The 15,022-nt window shown below is 71.9% G+C and carries 12 protein-coding genes and 1 pseudogene; 5 read left to right on the top strand and 8 right to left on the bottom strand.

Annotation, left to right across the window (positions count from 1 at the left end; all coding sequences use genetic code 11):
* Positions 1-128: 128 nt before the first annotated feature.
* The 4 genes and pseudogenes from ABUW04_RS21840 to ABUW04_RS21825 all read right to left on the bottom strand — a co-directional run.
* Positions 129-563 (bottom strand): annotated as a pseudogene (locus ABUW04_RS21840) (RpiB/LacA/LacB family sugar-phosphate isomerase); the annotation flags it as partial.
* Between the two features lie 51 nt (positions 564-614).
* The gene (locus ABUW04_RS21835) at positions 615-2,537 is read right to left on the bottom strand and encodes an RICIN domain-containing protein (RefSeq protein ID WP_380566307.1); all 1,923 of its coding nucleotides are present in this window, start codon (positions 2,535-2,537) and stop codon (positions 615-617) included.
* A 172-nt stretch (positions 2,538-2,709) separates the two neighbouring features.
* Positions 2,710-3,552 (bottom strand): class I SAM-dependent methyltransferase, encoded by an 843-nt coding sequence (locus ABUW04_RS21830; RefSeq protein WP_380566306.1) that lies wholly within the window; start codon positions 3,550-3,552, stop codon positions 2,710-2,712.
* A gap of 374 nt (positions 3,553-3,926) precedes the next feature.
* Positions 3,927-4,913: a helix-turn-helix domain-containing protein gene (locus ABUW04_RS21825; RefSeq protein ID WP_380566305.1), complete on the bottom strand. Its 987-nt coding sequence runs from the start codon at positions 4,911-4,913 to the stop codon at positions 3,927-3,929.
* Between the two features lie 160 nt (positions 4,914-5,073).
* Here ABUW04_RS21825 and ABUW04_RS21820 point away from each other — a divergent pair, with 160 nt between their 5' ends.
* From ABUW04_RS21820 to ABUW04_RS21810, 3 genes are all read left to right on the top strand, one after another.
* Positions 5,074-9,222 (top strand): hypothetical protein, encoded by a 4,149-nt coding sequence (locus tag ABUW04_RS21820; protein WP_380566304.1) that lies wholly within the window; start codon positions 5,074-5,076, stop codon positions 9,220-9,222.
* Between the two features lie 115 nt (positions 9,223-9,337).
* Positions 9,338-9,889, top strand: coding sequence for a GNAT family N-acetyltransferase (locus tag ABUW04_RS21815; protein ID WP_380566303.1), 552 nt, complete (start codon positions 9,338-9,340; stop codon positions 9,887-9,889).
* 23 nt (positions 9,890-9,912) lie between these two features.
* A complete protein-coding gene (locus ABUW04_RS21810; protein ID WP_380566302.1) occupies positions 9,913-10,527 on the top strand; it encodes a DUF4865 family protein in 615 nt (204 codons plus the stop codon).
* Between the two features lie 25 nt (positions 10,528-10,552).
* Here ABUW04_RS21810 and ABUW04_RS21805 read toward each other — a convergent pair whose 3' ends face one another.
* Positions 10,553-11,242: a response regulator gene (locus tag ABUW04_RS21805; RefSeq protein ID WP_380566300.1), complete on the bottom strand. Its 690-nt coding sequence runs from the start codon at positions 11,240-11,242 to the stop codon at positions 10,553-10,555.
* Positions 11,239-12,459 carry a sensor histidine kinase gene (locus tag ABUW04_RS21800; protein ID WP_380566299.1) on the bottom strand — a complete coding sequence of 407 codons (1,221 nt, stop codon included), beginning with the start codon at positions 12,457-12,459 and terminating at the stop codon, positions 11,239-11,241. Before ABUW04_RS21800 ends, ABUW04_RS21805 begins: the two co-directional genes overlap by 4 nt.
* Before the next feature lie 132 nt (positions 12,460-12,591).
* Here ABUW04_RS21800 and ABUW04_RS21795 point away from each other — a divergent pair, with 132 nt between their 5' ends.
* Both ABUW04_RS21795 and ABUW04_RS21790 read left to right on the top strand, forming a co-directional pair.
* Entirely contained in the window at positions 12,592-13,503 is a 912-nt protein-coding gene (locus tag ABUW04_RS21795; protein ID WP_380566298.1) for an ABC transporter ATP-binding protein, read from the top strand.
* Positions 13,500-14,366, top strand: a complete 867-nt coding sequence (locus tag ABUW04_RS21790; protein ID WP_380566297.1) for an ABC transporter permease — start codon at positions 13,500-13,502, stop codon at positions 14,364-14,366. Before ABUW04_RS21795 ends, ABUW04_RS21790 begins: the two co-directional genes overlap by 4 nt.
* Before the next feature lie 62 nt (positions 14,367-14,428).
* Here ABUW04_RS21790 and ABUW04_RS21785 read toward each other — a convergent pair whose 3' ends face one another.
* The gene (locus ABUW04_RS21785; protein ID WP_157624025.1) at positions 14,429-14,602 is read right to left on the bottom strand and encodes a hypothetical protein; all 174 of its coding nucleotides are present in this window, start codon (positions 14,600-14,602) and stop codon (positions 14,429-14,431) included.
* Positions 14,603-14,810: 208 nt separating this feature from the next.
* Positions 14,811-15,017, bottom strand: a complete 207-nt coding sequence (locus ABUW04_RS21780; protein ID WP_380566296.1) for a hypothetical protein — start codon at positions 15,015-15,017, stop codon at positions 14,811-14,813.
* Between the last annotated feature and the right edge of the window lie 5 nt (positions 15,018-15,022).

Here is a 15,022-nt window from a genome sequence, read left to right as displayed (position 1 = left end):
TCGAACTCCTCGGCGGCGGCCTCGGCCTCGGCGTGCTCCGCGAAGCGGGCCACGACGTAGCGGTTGCCGTTGTCGTCCTGGCGCATCAGCACGAAGGCGGCCGGGCCGGGAGCGGCGGCGGGCTGCTGCTCGATGCCGGTGATGTGGCTGATGTTCTCGCGGTCGTCGGGTTCCTGGCTGGGGGCGGCGTCGAACCAGGCGTCCAGGATCTCGGTCAGCAGCGCGGTGGAGGTCAGCCGCAGGCTCAGGGCCAGGACGTTGGCGTCGTTCCAGCGGCGGGCTCCGCCGGCGGTGTAGGCGTCGGTGCACAGTGCCGCACGGACCCCGGGCACCTTGTTGGCGGCGATGGACGCCCCGGTCCCGGTCCAGCAGCAGACCACGGCCTGCTCGGCCCGGCCCTCGGCCACGTCCCGTGCCGCGGCCTCGCTGCAGTACGCCCAGTCGTCCCGCTCGTCCGGACGCAGCGCGCCGTGCGGGAGCACCGAGTGCCCGCGCCGCTCCAGTTCCACCGCCAGCAGTCGGGCCACGCCCTCGTTCATGTCCGAGGAGACCGAGATTCGCATGGCCCGACTCTAGTGCCGGTCAGCCGCCCGGGCGGCTCAGCCCAGGGCGGCTCAGCCCTGGGCGCTGAGGGTGAAGCTCTGGGCCGTGCCGCCGGTGCAGCTCCACTGCTGCAGCCGGGCGCCGTCCGCGGTGGAGACACCGGTGACGTCCAGGCACTCGCCGGTGCTGCTGCGCGGGCTGAAGCTGTAGCTGCCGTCCGCGTGCTGGACCGGCAGCCACTGCTGGTTGGTCCCGCCGCCGTAGGACCAGAGCTGGATCGGGACGCCGTCCCCGGTCGCCCCGGAGCCGCCGGTCACGTCCCAGCCGACGGTGGTCGCGTTGCGGGTGACCACCTTGTAGTAGCCGCTGTCGGTGGGCTGGAACTGCCACTGCTGGTTGGTGTTGCCGCTGCCGCAGGTCCACTGCTGCACGGCGGTGCCGTTGGCGGTGGCGCCGCCGGTGGCGTCCACGCACTTGCCGCTGTTGGTGTTCACCACCTGGTACCAGGCACTGGAGCTGATGCCCGTCCCGGTGCCGGTACCGAGCGCGGGCCAGGTGAAGGTGGCCACCGCCTTGGCCGGCAGGGTGTAGCTGAAGGACTGCCCGCTCTCGGAGACGTTGAAGGTGTGGGCGTTGGCGGTGTCGGAGTTCAGCACCACCAGGGCGGTCGACCCGTCCGGGTTGCGGAAGGCGACGTCCTCCACGTTGCCGCTGCCGAAGGTGTTGGAGTCCAGCCGCACCGCGCCCGGCTTGACGAACTTGCTCGCCTGCCCGAGCACGTAGTACTCGGCGTTGTAGGCGGCGCTGCCGGTGCTGTTGTTGACGGTGACCACCCCGGTGCAGGTGGTGCAGTTCATCGACGGGCCGCCGCTGGGGTCCAGCGCCATGTTCCAGGTGACCACGGACTTGGCCCAGTTGCGGGTGGCGCCGATGATCAGGTTCTCGGTCTGCCAGTCCAGCGAGTCGGAGAAGGTGTTGGCGGTGTTGGCCGACTGGCTGCCGGAGCACTCGGTGAAGTAGGTGTCCTTGGTCGGGAAGGAGTTGTGCACGGTGGTCTGCGCGCTGGGGACGCCCCCGTAGCAGTGCCAGGCCACGCCGGCGGTGTACTGCGCGGCGGCGGAGTTGCCCAGGATCGTGGAGGGGAAGGTGGTGTCGTCCCAGTTGTGGTCGTAGGCCAGGATGCCGGTGCTGAGACCGGCCGCCTTGATCGCCGGGCCCAGGTAGTTGGCGATCAGCGTCGCCTCGGCGCTCGCGGTGAAGGTGGAGCCGGGGTAGTTGGACGGCGAGTACTCGGGCTCGTTCTGCGGGGTGATCAGCGACACCGGTACCCCGGCCGCCTTGTAGGCCTGCAGGAACTTCACCAGGTAGTTGGCGAAGGCCTGGTAGTCGGCGGTGTTGAGGGTGCCTCCGATCATCGAGCCGCTGGTCTTCATCCAGCCCGGGGCGCTCCAGGGGGTGGCCATCACCGTGGTGGACGGGTTGAGCTGCAGGGCCTGCTGCAGCAGCGGGATGATGTAGGCGTTGTCGTGGGCGATGGAGAACTGCGACAGGCCGGTATCGGTCTGCCCCGCTGCCACGTCGTCGTAGCTGTAGAGCGAGCGGGCGAAGTCCGAGGCCCCGATCGGCTGGCGCAGGAAGTCCAGTCCGATGCCCGCGGAGGGGTCGAACAGTTTGGACATGATGGTGTTGCGCTGCGGGGAGTTGGCGATCAGCCAGGCCGAGGAGTCGGTCAGCGAGGCCCCGAACCCGGTCATGGTCTGGTACGTGCTGGACGGGTTGACCGTGATCGTCTGACTGGCCGTTCCGGCCCCGGTGGCGAAGGCCGCACCGGCCTGTGGGGCCAGCAGCTTGCTCTGGTCTGCGGTGGTCTCCCAGACCGAGACGGCGGTCGCTGCCGCCGCCGTGGCGGCATGGGCGGCTCCCAGGGCCATGACCGACCCCGAGAACAGCGCGGCCGTCGCCAGCGACGCGGAGATGAACCTGATGCGGGACACAGTGCTCCTTTCCCGACGTTCCTGAAACAGAATGAAACACCTCTGGAACCCAACTGAAACAGAGCAAAGACCAGTTGGCAGAGTGCTGTCAATAGCTGACGCGGGAAGGCCGGTTCCGGAACCTGGCGGAGGCGCGGGTGTCCGTGGGTGAAACAAAATGATGTAACAGGGGTCAGCTGAACCGGGCGATCGCGGTCATCGTCGGGCGCAGGTTGCGGACGGCGGGGACGCGGCCCAGGACCGGCGCCACCGCGCCGTAGTAGAGCCCCCGGCCGCGCGGCAGCCGAAGGGCGCGGACCTCGGCGACGGCGGGGTGGGCGGTGCGGACCCGCTGCAGCTCACCGGCGTCCAGCCCCCAGGGCATCGGCGGGGTGGTGTAGCCGCTGCCCGCGGTGGTCCGCATCTCGCCGCGCAGGGTGCGGGCGCTGAACCAGCGCGGAACGGCGTCGAAGACCAGTGCGCCGCCGCCGAAGCGCTCGGCGCAGCCGGCGATCAACTCCCGTACCTCCGGCGGCCGCAGATACATCAGCAGGCCCTGTGCGGTGATCAGCACCGGGCGGGAGGGGTCGACCTCGTCGCGCCAGGAGAGGTCCAGCGCCGAGCGGGCCAGGATGCGCTGCCGGTCCTCCTCGGGCAGCAGCGACCGGCGCACCTCGGCCGTCTCCGGCAGTTCCACGCACAGCCAGCGGGCCCGTCCGTTGTCGACGCGCCAGTACTGCGTCTCCAGCCCCTCCGCGAGCGCGACCACGGTCCCGTCCGGATGCTCGGTCAGGAACGACCGCACCGCGAGGTCGAAGCTGCGCACCCGCAGCGCCTGCCCCTGCGCCAGCCAGTCGTTGGTGGGGCCGAAGGTCTCCTGGAACGGGTAGTCGATGCGCTCGACCAGCTCGACGGCCTTGGGGTCCGCCAGCACCGGCCGCGGCTGCGACGCCTCGTGGGCCCGGTGGTAGAGGTTCCACAGCAGCGTCTCCGGAACCCCGTCCAGCTGCACCTTCCAGCTCTCCCCGTCCGCCACCGTGCCACCCCGTCCGCTCGCCCGTCCTGACGGGGACCCATTCAATCCCACCCGCCCCCGCTACTTCCCCTTCCGGACCGCAACGGCGCGCCGCTGCACGGATCCGCCGGTTCGGTGGGCTCGTGTCTGGCCTAATCGGTCGCGTACATGCCATGCTGCTGGTGGCGCCCCGTCAACGCCCGGTGCGGGGCGCCACACGCTTGCGGTGCCGTTCGGGGGCCGGGACATGCGTCGGCCCCGTCGACGGGGGATGCGACGGGGCCGGGCGATCAGCATCAGCTGACATGCCAACCAGTATGCATGGTCACGGGCCGACTGTCAGTCGAGTCACGAAAGAATCACGGCATGCCGATGCGGGGGCGGGTCCCGTCTGCTCAGATCCAACCGCGTCGGGTGGCCTGGGCGCCCGCCTGGAAGCGGCTGGTGGCGCCCAGTCGGACCGTCAGATCGGTGATCCTGCGGCGCAGGGTGCGCTCGCTGAGCCCCAGTTGCCGCGCTATCGCGTCGTCCTTGAGGCCGGCGTTCAGCAGGTGCAGCAGGTCCTGGTCGGAGCGGGAGACCTCCGGATGCCGCCCCGCGACCTCGGGGGCGTCCTCGCCCGCCGGGGCGAACACCGGGGTGGCCATGGACCAGTGCGTCTCGAAGAGCTCCACCAGTGCGTCGCACAGACTGGAGCGGTGCACCAGGGCGGCGGTGGTCCTGATGCCGTCGACGCTCGCGGTCAGCGGGATCAACGCGTTCCGGCCGTCGACCACGACCATCTTCATCGGCACCCTGGGCAGCACCCTGGCCTGCTCGCCCAGCTGCGCCAACTCCTGCATCATGCCCACCCGTTCGGGAATCAGCAGGACCTCGGAGGCATAGATCGCGCGGGCGCGCACCCCGCGCTCCAGCAGATCGCGCTCGATCCGGGACGCCGTGTGGTCCGCCGTCACATAGGGCGGAGTGTCGAAGGCCAGCACCTCCTGCTCGGCCGCCGCGAGCAGTTCGGACAGCCGCGCCCCGATCAGGGCCGGACCCTCCAGCAGTTCCACCAGCCGGTGCGGGTCCTTGCTGAGCATCCGCTCGTGGTAGTCGGCGGAGAAGCCGGCCAGGGTGCGGGTGGCCAGGTCGAGTTCGGAGCGCCGGGACCGGATCAGCGCCGCCAGGCCGATCTGCGGATCGACCGCGCTGTAGCCGGCCGGACGCCCCGGCAGCCGGTCGGCGACGCCCGCGGCGGCCAGCGCCGACAGCGCGGCCCTGGCCCGGGGGAGGCTGCAGCCGACCTCCGCGGCGACCTCGACCGCCGTGGTCGAACCGGTCTGCAGCAGCGTCCGGTAGACCTGCTCCTCGAAGACTGACAACCCGACGGACTCCAGCATGAGCGGCACGCTAGCAGGCGGCCGGCCGGTGTCGGCAGGTGGCCGGAAGCGGCGGGTGGCCGCAACCGGCCACCAGTTGATCTGCACATTGTCGTGCTCCTGCTGTCACCATTCCGTTCATCTTGTACGCAGCGGCACCAAGCGGAAGAGACGGAAGCACATGAGATTGCCTGCACAGGGCATACGGACGGCGGCGATCGCCGCCGTCCTTGCGGTCGGCGCCGCCCTCACCGGACCGGTGACGGCGCACGCCGACAACGGCAGCAAGCCGGTCCGGCTGACCGCGGCCGCTCTGGCCCGGCTGAGCGCCCGTTACACCCCGTCGACCGACGGATCGGCGATCCAGGAAGCCCTGGTCGCCAAGGACTCCACAGCCTCCACAGCCGCTGCGGCTGCCACAGCCAAACCGCAGGCATCCTCCTCGGCCTCGGCTCCGGTCGCCGCTGCCGGAGCCACCACCTTCCAGAACGAGGGCAGTTGGGAGACCACCCAGGGCGTGGTCCGCACCCTGGCCCTGGGCGGCACCGCCGACTGGGTCGGCGTCTCCACCGCGGGCGAGATCTCCAGGTCGACGGCGTCCGGCGCCCGGGTCTGGGACCGCACCAGCCACTCGCTGTACGCCGACTGGGGCGTCAAGAACAAGGTCGTCTACCAGTCGCAGGAGTACCTGCCGCAGCTCTACGCCGGGTACAACCCCTACCAGCCGTCCACCACCGGACAGCACCCCTACCTCAGCGCCGACTTCAACCACGACGGCACCGACGACATCGCGGTGGCCTACTCGGTGGGCTCCAGCCCGGCCCGTCCCTTCACCGTCGCCGGGTCCACGCTCAGCAGCGGCACCTTCGTCACCGTGCTGGACGGCCGCGACGGCCACACCCTCTACTCCAAGCTCTTCCCCGGCTACGTCGGCAACATGACCGTCGCGGACGGCAGGCTGATCGTCGCCAACCGCACCGGCTACGACTGGTACGGCAACCCCGTCGCCGAACAGGGCGACAGCCGCTCCTCGCTGACCGCGCTTCAGCTGACCCCGGGCGCCGACGGAACCCTGCAGGGCTCGGTCGCCTGGACCTACAGCACCAACGCCCCCTGGGCCTACTGGACCGACGTCGAGTCGGCCGGCGGCGACCGGATCGCGGCGGCCTGGACCGACACCCCGATGGGCCTGGGCGACCCGCGCCCGGCCGACGGCCATGTGATGCTGCTGGACGCGCGTACCGGCAAGGTCGGCTACGACGTAAAAACGGCCGAGTACCCGCGGATGCTGATCAAGGACCCCAACGCGAACCGGCTGCTGGTCGTCGAGCAGAACGACCCGCTGGACGAGGTGCGTTGGGACCTGGCCGCGTTCTCCCTCGGCGACGGCAGCCGCGGCGTGCTGGCCACCCGCGACAACACCGTCCCGGTGGCGCTGCGGGTCGCCGACTCGCCCGCGCGCGGCGGCCTCGCCTACGCGGTCTCCGAGCAGGGCCTGAACGCCGACCTCAGCGAGGGGTCCAGGACCGTCTCCGGCTGGGACAGCAAGGGCCGTACCCTGTGGACCCGCACCGACAGCAGCACCGTGGGCGGGGCCTACGTCGCCACCGGGGCGCTGCTGATCAGCGGTGACACCGTGGTCGACGCGGTCTCCGACCCGGTGCCGGACACCCCGCAGCACCCGGCGGGCCCGGAGCACACCCAACTGCTCGGCCTCGACTCCCGTACCGGGAAGGTCCGTTGGAGCCGGGACGGCGCAGTGGCCACGGCCGACGGGCTGACCCCGTACCGGGGCGGCGTACTGACCGTCGGCTACGACGAGACCGCCTATCAGGTCGACCCGCACAGCGGACAGGCGGCCGCCCGGCCGCTGCTCGGCGACGCCTACACGGCCGTCGCCGCCGACGTCAACCACGACGGTGTCCAGGATCTGGTGGTCGGCGGCGCCAGTCGCGGCGTCTTCGCGCTCGACGGCCGGACCCTCAAGGACGCGGTGCCGCGGATCCTCTGGACCGCGACCGTCAGCGGCCAGGTCAACCAGCTGCAGGTGGCCCGGCTCGGGCACGGCCGGGCCCAGCAGGTGGTGGTCGCCGCCACCGGCGGCGTCGCGGTACTGGACCTCGCCTCCGGACGCACCCGCAGCACCATCTCCCTGGGCAGCGCCGTGGTCGGCTCGGTCACGGTGGCGCCCCGGCCCGACGGCGGCAGTGAACTGCTGGTCCCCACCGACACGGTGACGGCCTATCGGGCCGACGGCAGCCGGCTGTGGAGCTACCGGCCCGGCGGTGACCCGGTGAACTTCGCCGATGTGGTGCTGGACGGCGCCGGACACGCCATCACCTCCTCCAGCAGGCCCCGCAGCTCCGGCACCGGTGCGGCCGACCCGACGGCGGTGAGCCTGGACCTGGCCGACGGCCATGCCGTGTGGACCGCGAAGCCCGACGATCCGCATGCGGACTCGGCCACGCTCGACGGCGGCGTCTACCTCAGCAAGGACATCCCGGGCGCGGACGGCCACGGCGTCGCCTTCGCCTGGGGCGGCAACGGCGCGTCCCTCAACGACGACCACCTGGTGGAGATCCGCGACAGCCGTACCGGCGCGCTGGTCACCTCCCAGGTGTCCGACGGGGCGTCGACCTTCGACGGCTTCGTCTCCTCGCCGACGACCGGGCTGGTCGAACTGCACAGCTACGAGGTGACGGTGTTCCCGCCCACCGGAGCCGCCTACGACGTCAACCTCAACCTCGATCCGCGCTCGGGCGCCTTCGTCCGAACCGTCCAGGGCGGCCAGTCGCTGGTCACCGCATCGGGCGGGCTGTTCACCTGGGACCCGGCGATGCCGGACCTCGACGGCGAGTACGCGGAGTTCACGGCTGAGGACTTCGCGCTGTACGCGCAGAACCTGACGACCGTTCAACTCACCCCTGGCAGCGACGACGTGGTGGGCCTGACCGTGAACATGCGGCTCAGCGACCTGCTGCAGCAGAACAGCGGCTTCGGCTGGTACGACACCGACGCCTACCGGCACGGGATCTCGGTCTACCAGGTCAGCACGGCGGCAGCCGCCACCGGCGCGGCCTCCGGCACCAGCGCGGCCTCCGGCACCGGGGCGACCCTGAAGGCCCAGGCGGCGCCACAGGCCGAAACCGTGCCCTGGCAGTCGCAGAACGTCCGCGGCGACACCCGGGTGAGCGACCCGGCCCTCGGGACCGGGACGGCCACCCCGAACGTCATCGTCGACTCCAGCACCGCGGTCACCCCGGCGGCCACCGCCGCCGACACCGCCGCCGAGCCGGTGAAGGGCTATGTGCCGGCCCAGATCACCGCTCACCTGGGACTCAAGGGCGACGGCGCGGGGCAGGCCATCGCCATCGTCGACGCCTACCACTACGCCACCGCGACCGACGACCTCAACCACTTCAGCGCCCGCTTCGGCCTGCCGCAGACCTGCGGTTCGGCCGGGGCCGGCGACGACTGCTTCACCTTCCACCAGTCCTATGCGGGAACGGGGCAGCCACCGGTCGACGCCGGCTGGAACGAGGAGGAGGCACTGGACATCGAGTGGGCCCACGCCGTGGCGCCGAAGGCCACCATCGACCTGGTGGAGGCGGACGACGCCGGTGCGGCCGCGCTCTACCACGCGGTGGACGTCGCCGCGGCGCTGCACCCCGCCGTGGTGAGCAACAGCTGGGGGATGACGGAGTTCTCCGAGGAGGGCTACTACGACCAGCACTGCGCGCTGACGTCCGCGGTCTGCACCCAGTCCACCGGTGACGCGGGCTGGCCCAGCGGCTACTCGGCCACCAGCAGCTACGCGTTGGCCATCGGCGGCACCACCCTGCACCTGGACGCCGGCGGCGCCCTCACCGCGCCGGAGACCGCCTGGCGGTCCACCGGCGGCGGCCAGAGCTTCTTCGAGCAGCGCCCCGCCTACCAGGACGGCGTCCAGTCGTCCGCCTTCCGCGGCACGCCCGATGTGAGCTTCCTGGCCGACCCGGCGACCGGGGTCGCGGTCTTCACCAGCGCCTCGGGCACCCCGACCTGGATGCAGGTCGGCGGCACCAGCCTCTCGGCCCCGTCCTGGGCCGGGATCCTGGCCTCGGCCGACCAGTTGCGGGCTGCGGCGGGCAAGGCGCCGCTGGCCGCGGTCGGCGCCGACGGCGACACCGTGCACAAGGCCGTCTACGGGCTGGGCAGCGCCCTGTTCGACGTGGTCTCGGGCAGCAACGGCAGGTGCGGGGCCCAGTGCACGGCGGGCCCCGGGTACGACTTCACCACCGGCCTGGGCTCGCCCCGGGCGGGGGTGGACGCGGCCCTCGCCGCCGAGTAGCGGCGAACCGCAGGAGCAGACCGAGGGCCCGGCATCAGCGGATGCCGGGCCCTCACCCGGTCGCCCACCGGGATAGTCTCCCGAGGTCGGACGATGGAGAGATGGGGTGGGTGCGATGGCCGAGGTCGTGTTGCGTACCGAGCGGCTGGTGCTGCGCGGCTGGCGGGACGAGGACCTGGAGACGCTGGTCGAGCTGGACTCCGACCCCGAGGTCATGCGCTACGTCGGGGACGGGAAGGTCAAGAGCCGGGAGGAGGCGGCCGCCTGGTTCGAGCGGATCCGGGCGGCCTGGGCGGAACTTGGCTACGGCCTGTTCGCGGTGGAGCTGGCGGAGACCGGTGAACTCACCGGCTGGGTCGGTCTGGCCGTGCCCCGGTTCCTGCCCGAGATCATGCCGGCCGTGGAGATCGGCTGGCGGCTGCTGCCGCGCCACTGGGGCCGCGGCATCGCCACCGAGGCGGCCCGGGAGGCGCTGCGCTTCGCCTTCGAGGAGGCGGAGCTGGACCGGGTCGTCAGCATCTGCCACGTGGACAACGAGCCCTCGCGCCGGGTGATGGAGAAGCTGGGCCTGCGTCAGGACCGGCTCACCACCGTCCCCGCCCACGACAAGCCGGTCCGGGTGCTGGCGATCACGCGGGAGGAGTACGCGGTGGCTCGGAAGTCTTGACTGTACCTACTAGTATGTACGGCATGCTGGCTTCCCAGTACGAGATGACCCTGCCCGCCGACTACGACCTCCCGATGCTGCGCAAGCGCATCGCCGCGGCCTGGCACACCCTGGACGACCTCGACGGACTGGGGCTCAAGGCCTACCTGTTCCGCGAGCGCGGCAGGGACGGCTCTCCGGTGAACGAGTACTCCTGCTTCTACCTGTGGAACGACCCGGGGGCGATGGCCGGATTCCTGGTCGGAGGCGGAGGGTTCGAGCGGATCATCCGCTTCTTCGGCCGCCCGGCGGTGCGCCAGTGGAGCGGCCTGGCCTGCCTGTCGGGACCCGCTCGCGGCACGACCCCCCGCGCGGCGTCCCGGCAGCTCACCGTACTGCCGCCGGAGGCCGATCCCGAGTCCACCGGCCTGGCCCTGGCGACACGGATCCAGCAGGAGATCGACGCGCTCGCCGAACTGGCGCGTCGCGAGGACGTCCACACCGCCGCCCTGGCCGTGGACACCCAGCACTGGCAACTGGTCAGGTTCGTCCTGTGGCAGGACTCGGTCCCGCCGGACCAGCAGGGGGCCGAGCGCTACGAGGTGCTGCACCTGTCCGCCCCCGGCCTCGCCGACCTGCCGAACGGCCGTCACTGGTAGCGAGGGTGGCGAGGGTGGCGAGGCGTCAGGAGTTCGGCGCCACCAGGCCGACCTCGTAGGCGATGATCACCAGCTGGACCCGGTCCCGCGCGTCGAGCTTGGCCAGCAGCCGGGTCAGATAGGTCTTCACCGTGGCGATGCTGATGACCAGTTCGGCGGCGATCTCGGTGTTCGACAGGCCGCGTCCGACCAGGGTCAGCACCTCGTGTTCGCGCTCGGTGATGATGCCGTCGAGCCTGCGCCCGGCGGTCCCGGGCGCGCCGGGGGCGGTCCGGGTGCGGGACGGTTCGGGGCGGCCGGCGAACTCGGCGATCAGCCGCCGGGTGACGCTCGGCGCGATCAGGCCGTCGCCGGCCGCCACCACCCGCACCGCGGTCAGGATGGACTCCAGGGCCATGTCCTTGACCAGGAAGCCGGACGCGCCGGCCCGCAGCGCGCCGTAGACGTAGTCGTCATCGTCGAAGGTGGTCAGTATGACGACACGGGTCGAGCCGGGGCCGCCGGTGACCCGTCGGGTGGCCTCGATCCCGTCCATACCCGGCATCCGGATGTCCATCACCACCACGTCCGGCCGGACCTCCTGGACCAGGGTGACCGCCTCGGCGCCGGTCCCGGCCTCGCCGACCACCTCGATGTCCGGGGCGTCGGCCATCACCATGCCCAGCGCGGCGCGCACCAGCGGCTGGTCGTCGGCGAGCACCACCCTGACCGTCACCGGACCCCCACTGGCAGCGGCAGCCGGGCGGCCACCCGGAAGCCGCCCTCGGGGCGGGGGCCGGCGCGGAACTCCCCGTGCAGCAGCGCGGTCCGCTCCCGCATGCCGACCAGGCCGTAGCCGGCCGCCGCGGCGGCCTCCCGTCCCGGCCCGCCGGGTCCGGACCCGCAGTCCAGCACCTCGATGGAGAGCTCCTCGGGCCCGTGGCCGATGGACACCAGGCAGGAGGCCGTCCCCGCGTGGCGCACCACATTGGTGATCGACTCCTGGACGATGCGGTAGGCGGACAGCTCGATGTCCGGGGGCAGTGGCCGCCGTTCCCCGTGCCACTCCAGCTCGACGCGGACCCCCGCGGCCGTGGTCGCCTCCGCCAGCCGGTCGAGATCGGCCAGACCCGGCGCCGGCCGCAGCGCCGACCCCTCCCCGGCGGCCTCCGGTTCGGCCTGCCGCAGCGCCCCGAGCATCCGGCGCAGCCCCGCCAGCGCCTCCCGTCCCGCGCCCTCGATGGCGCCCAACGCGTCCCGCGCGGCCGTCGGCTGGGTCTCGATGACCCGGCGGGCCGCTCCTGCCTGGAGCGCGATGATGCCGATGCTGTGCGCGACCATGTCGTGCAGCTCCCGCGAGATCCGCAGCCGTTCGGCGGTGACCGCCTGGGCCGCGGCCTGGGCCCGCAGCGTCTCCGCGTGCTCGTGGTTCTGCCGCGCCGAGTCGCCGATCAGCCAGGCCACGGCGACGGTGAGGGCGACCGTCAGCATCGTCGAGGTGCCGATCACGAAGTGGACCAGCACCCGCACCGCCGCGTAGACGACCAGCACACCGATCGCCAGACCGGCGGCGGGGACCGAGACGCGCCGCGGCCGGGTGGCCGCGATGTGGCACAGGGCGACGTCGACGGTCAGGAACTGCAGGAAGTTGATCTCCGTCGAGTTCAGCACCATCGCCCCGGCCACCGCGCCGAGCAGCAGCAGTGACAGCGCCGCCATCGGCCGGCGGCGCAGCCAGGCGCTGCCCGCAACGGCCAGGACCGTGGCGATCAGGAGGTTCAGCCGGTTCCCCGGCGGCATCTCCAACGGGTTGTAGTGGCGCGGGAAGTACCCCTCGCCGGGCAGCCTGACCAGCACGATGATCGAGTACGCGGTGGCCGCGCTCCACGCGAGTGCCGTCCACGCACCCGGTGGAACACGCTTGAGCAGGGGACGGGGCGCAGTGGCGGACATGGGCCGATGCTAACCGCGGCGCTCTTCGCGGGGCATCGGACCGTGGTTGTACATCCGCGGTCCGATCCGGGGACGCGAATGCCGACGCCGGTCCGATGCCGCGCACCACCGCGACCGGGCAGCGTTGGCCGGGTGATCGAAGTCAATCAGCTGACCAAGCGATACGGCCGCACCACCGCCGTCAACAACCTCACCTTCACCGTCCGCCCCGGCCGGGTCACCGGGTTCCTGGGCCCCAACGGGGCGGGCAAGTCCACCACCCTGCGCATGATCCTCGGTCTGAACCAGCCGACCAGCGGCAGCGTCACCGTGCTGGGGCACCGGTTCCGGGACCACCCGCGCGGACTGCGCCACATCGGCGGCCTGCTCGACGCCGGCGACGTCCACGGCGGCCGCAGCGCCCGGGCCCATCTCGCGGTCCTGGCCCGCAGCAACGCCATCCCGTCGACCAGGGTCGAGGAGGTGCTGCGGGAGGTCGGCCTGTCCGAGGCCGCCCGGCGCCGGGTCGGCGGCTTCTCGCTCGGCATGAAGCAGCGGCTCGGCATCGCCGCCGCGCTGCTCGGGGACCCGCCGGTGCTGCTGTTCGACGAACCGCTCAACGGCCTGGACCCGGAAGGGGTGCTCTGGGTGCGCGGCCTGTTCCGCAGGCTGGCCCGGGAGGGCCGCACCGTGCTCGTCTCCAGCCACATGATGCGCGAGATGGAGAACACCGCCGACCAGCTCGTGGTCATCGGCCGTGGCGAACTGATCGCCGACGAGCCGCTGGCCGAGTTCGCCGCCCGCGGCACCCGGCTGAGCGTCACCGTCCGGACGCCCGACGCCGGGGCGCTGACCGGACTGCTCACGGCCGAGGGCGCGGTGGTGCGGCCCGACGGCGAAGGCGGCCTCTCGGTCGCCGGGCTCGACGCCGCCAGGATCGGCGAACTGGCCTTCGAGCACCGGATCCTGCTCCGTGAACTGGCCACCCGTACTGCCTCGTTGGAGGAGGCGTTCATGGAACTCACCGCCGACAGCGTCGAATACCTCGCCGGAGACCCCCGATGACCGCACTCACACACGCCCCCCGAGCCGCCGCGCCGTCCGGCGGCGAACCGCCGGCCCGGTTCCGTGACCTGCTCGCCGCCGAGTGGCTCAAACTGTGGACGCTGCGGTCGACCTGGTGGGCCATCGGGCTCAGCGGGCTGGCCCTGGTCGCCATGAACGCCAACGGCGCCCTGGCCGACTACAACAACTGGCCCCACTACTCCCGGTCGATCAGGGCCGCCTTCGTCCCGGGGTGGTCCCTGGGCGACGCCTTCAGCAACAACACCGGTATCTGCCTGCTGCTCGCCGCGGGCTGCATCGGCGCGATCACCGTCGCGGGGGAGTACTCCACCGGACTGATCCGGGTGAGCTTCGCGGCGGTCCCCGCGCGCCGGTCGCTGCTGGCGGCCAAGATCACCGTGGTCGCGGCGGTGATGACGGCCTACGGCCTCGTGGTCGCCGGGACGTCGTTCTGGATCACCCAGGCCATCCTGTCCGGACGGCACGCCGGGATCTCCATCAGCTATCCCGGCGCGGTGCGCTTCGTGCTGGTCTCCGCGCTGCTGGCGCCGGTGAGCGCGCTGGTCGGGATGGGCCTGGGCGCGCTGATCCGGCACAGTGCCACCACCATGGTGACGGTGGTGGTGCTCCTGCTGCTGGTGCCCAACCTGCTCACCGACAACCACCGTTGGGAGGCGGACCTCAACCACGCCCTGGTGCTGCGCGCCTGGCAGCGGCTCAAGGACGTCGGCCCGGAGTACCTTCCTCCCGGCACGCCCGGCTACCACCTGGCCACGGTCGCCGGCTCCTGGACCGTCTACGCGGTCTGGCCGCTGGTCGCCGTCGTGGTCGCGCTGACGGTGGTGCACCGCCGCGATCTGTGAACGCGACGGCGGTGTGCGGGCCGGCATGCCGGCCCGCACACCTCACAGGTCACCGCGGACGGTCAGTTGTGGCCGTACCGCTTCTCCTTCTTCCGTGCCACCGGCTGCGGCATGGAGGACGGCATCAGCATCGGCTCGGTGTTCTCGAGCGCCGGGTCCTGGGCGTACTGCCCGGGGCGGGCGGCGGTGGCGAGAGCCTTCTGCTGCTTGCGTTCGCGGTTCTTGACCTTCGACATGAGATGTCTCCTGCATGGTCTCGGATGCACAGCACCCGCATGGGGCAGGTGCATTCCCACCGTGGCAGCAGCCGTGGCGGTCCGCATCTCGAAGCGTTACGCAGCGTTACCACCCCGGGGGCGGCGGTTGGCACCGCTCCGGCGCGACGGGCCGGGGGTGTTGTGGCCCACTCTGCCTGACGGAAGGTCAGCAGCCGTTCAGCAGAGCTCAGTTGTCGCAGTGGAACCGTGACCTGACGATGAGCGCGGAGAGCAGTCCGGTGACGGCCACGGAGACGGCGATTCCGGTGAGCGCCCCACCGGAGACCGCGTGGGTGAGCAGCAGCGCCGACCAGGTGATGCTCAGCGGCAGGGAGGCGCAGATGCCGATGAGGAGGTGGGAGCGGCGGTTGGCGGAAGGTCCCTGGATGTCCATGGACT

This window comes from Streptacidiphilus jeojiensis, from assembly GCF_042510965.1.
Lineage (GTDB): Bacteria > Actinomycetota > Actinomycetes > Streptomycetales > Streptomycetaceae > Streptacidiphilus > Streptacidiphilus jeojiensis.
This window is presented reverse-complemented; position numbering and strand designations above follow the sequence as displayed.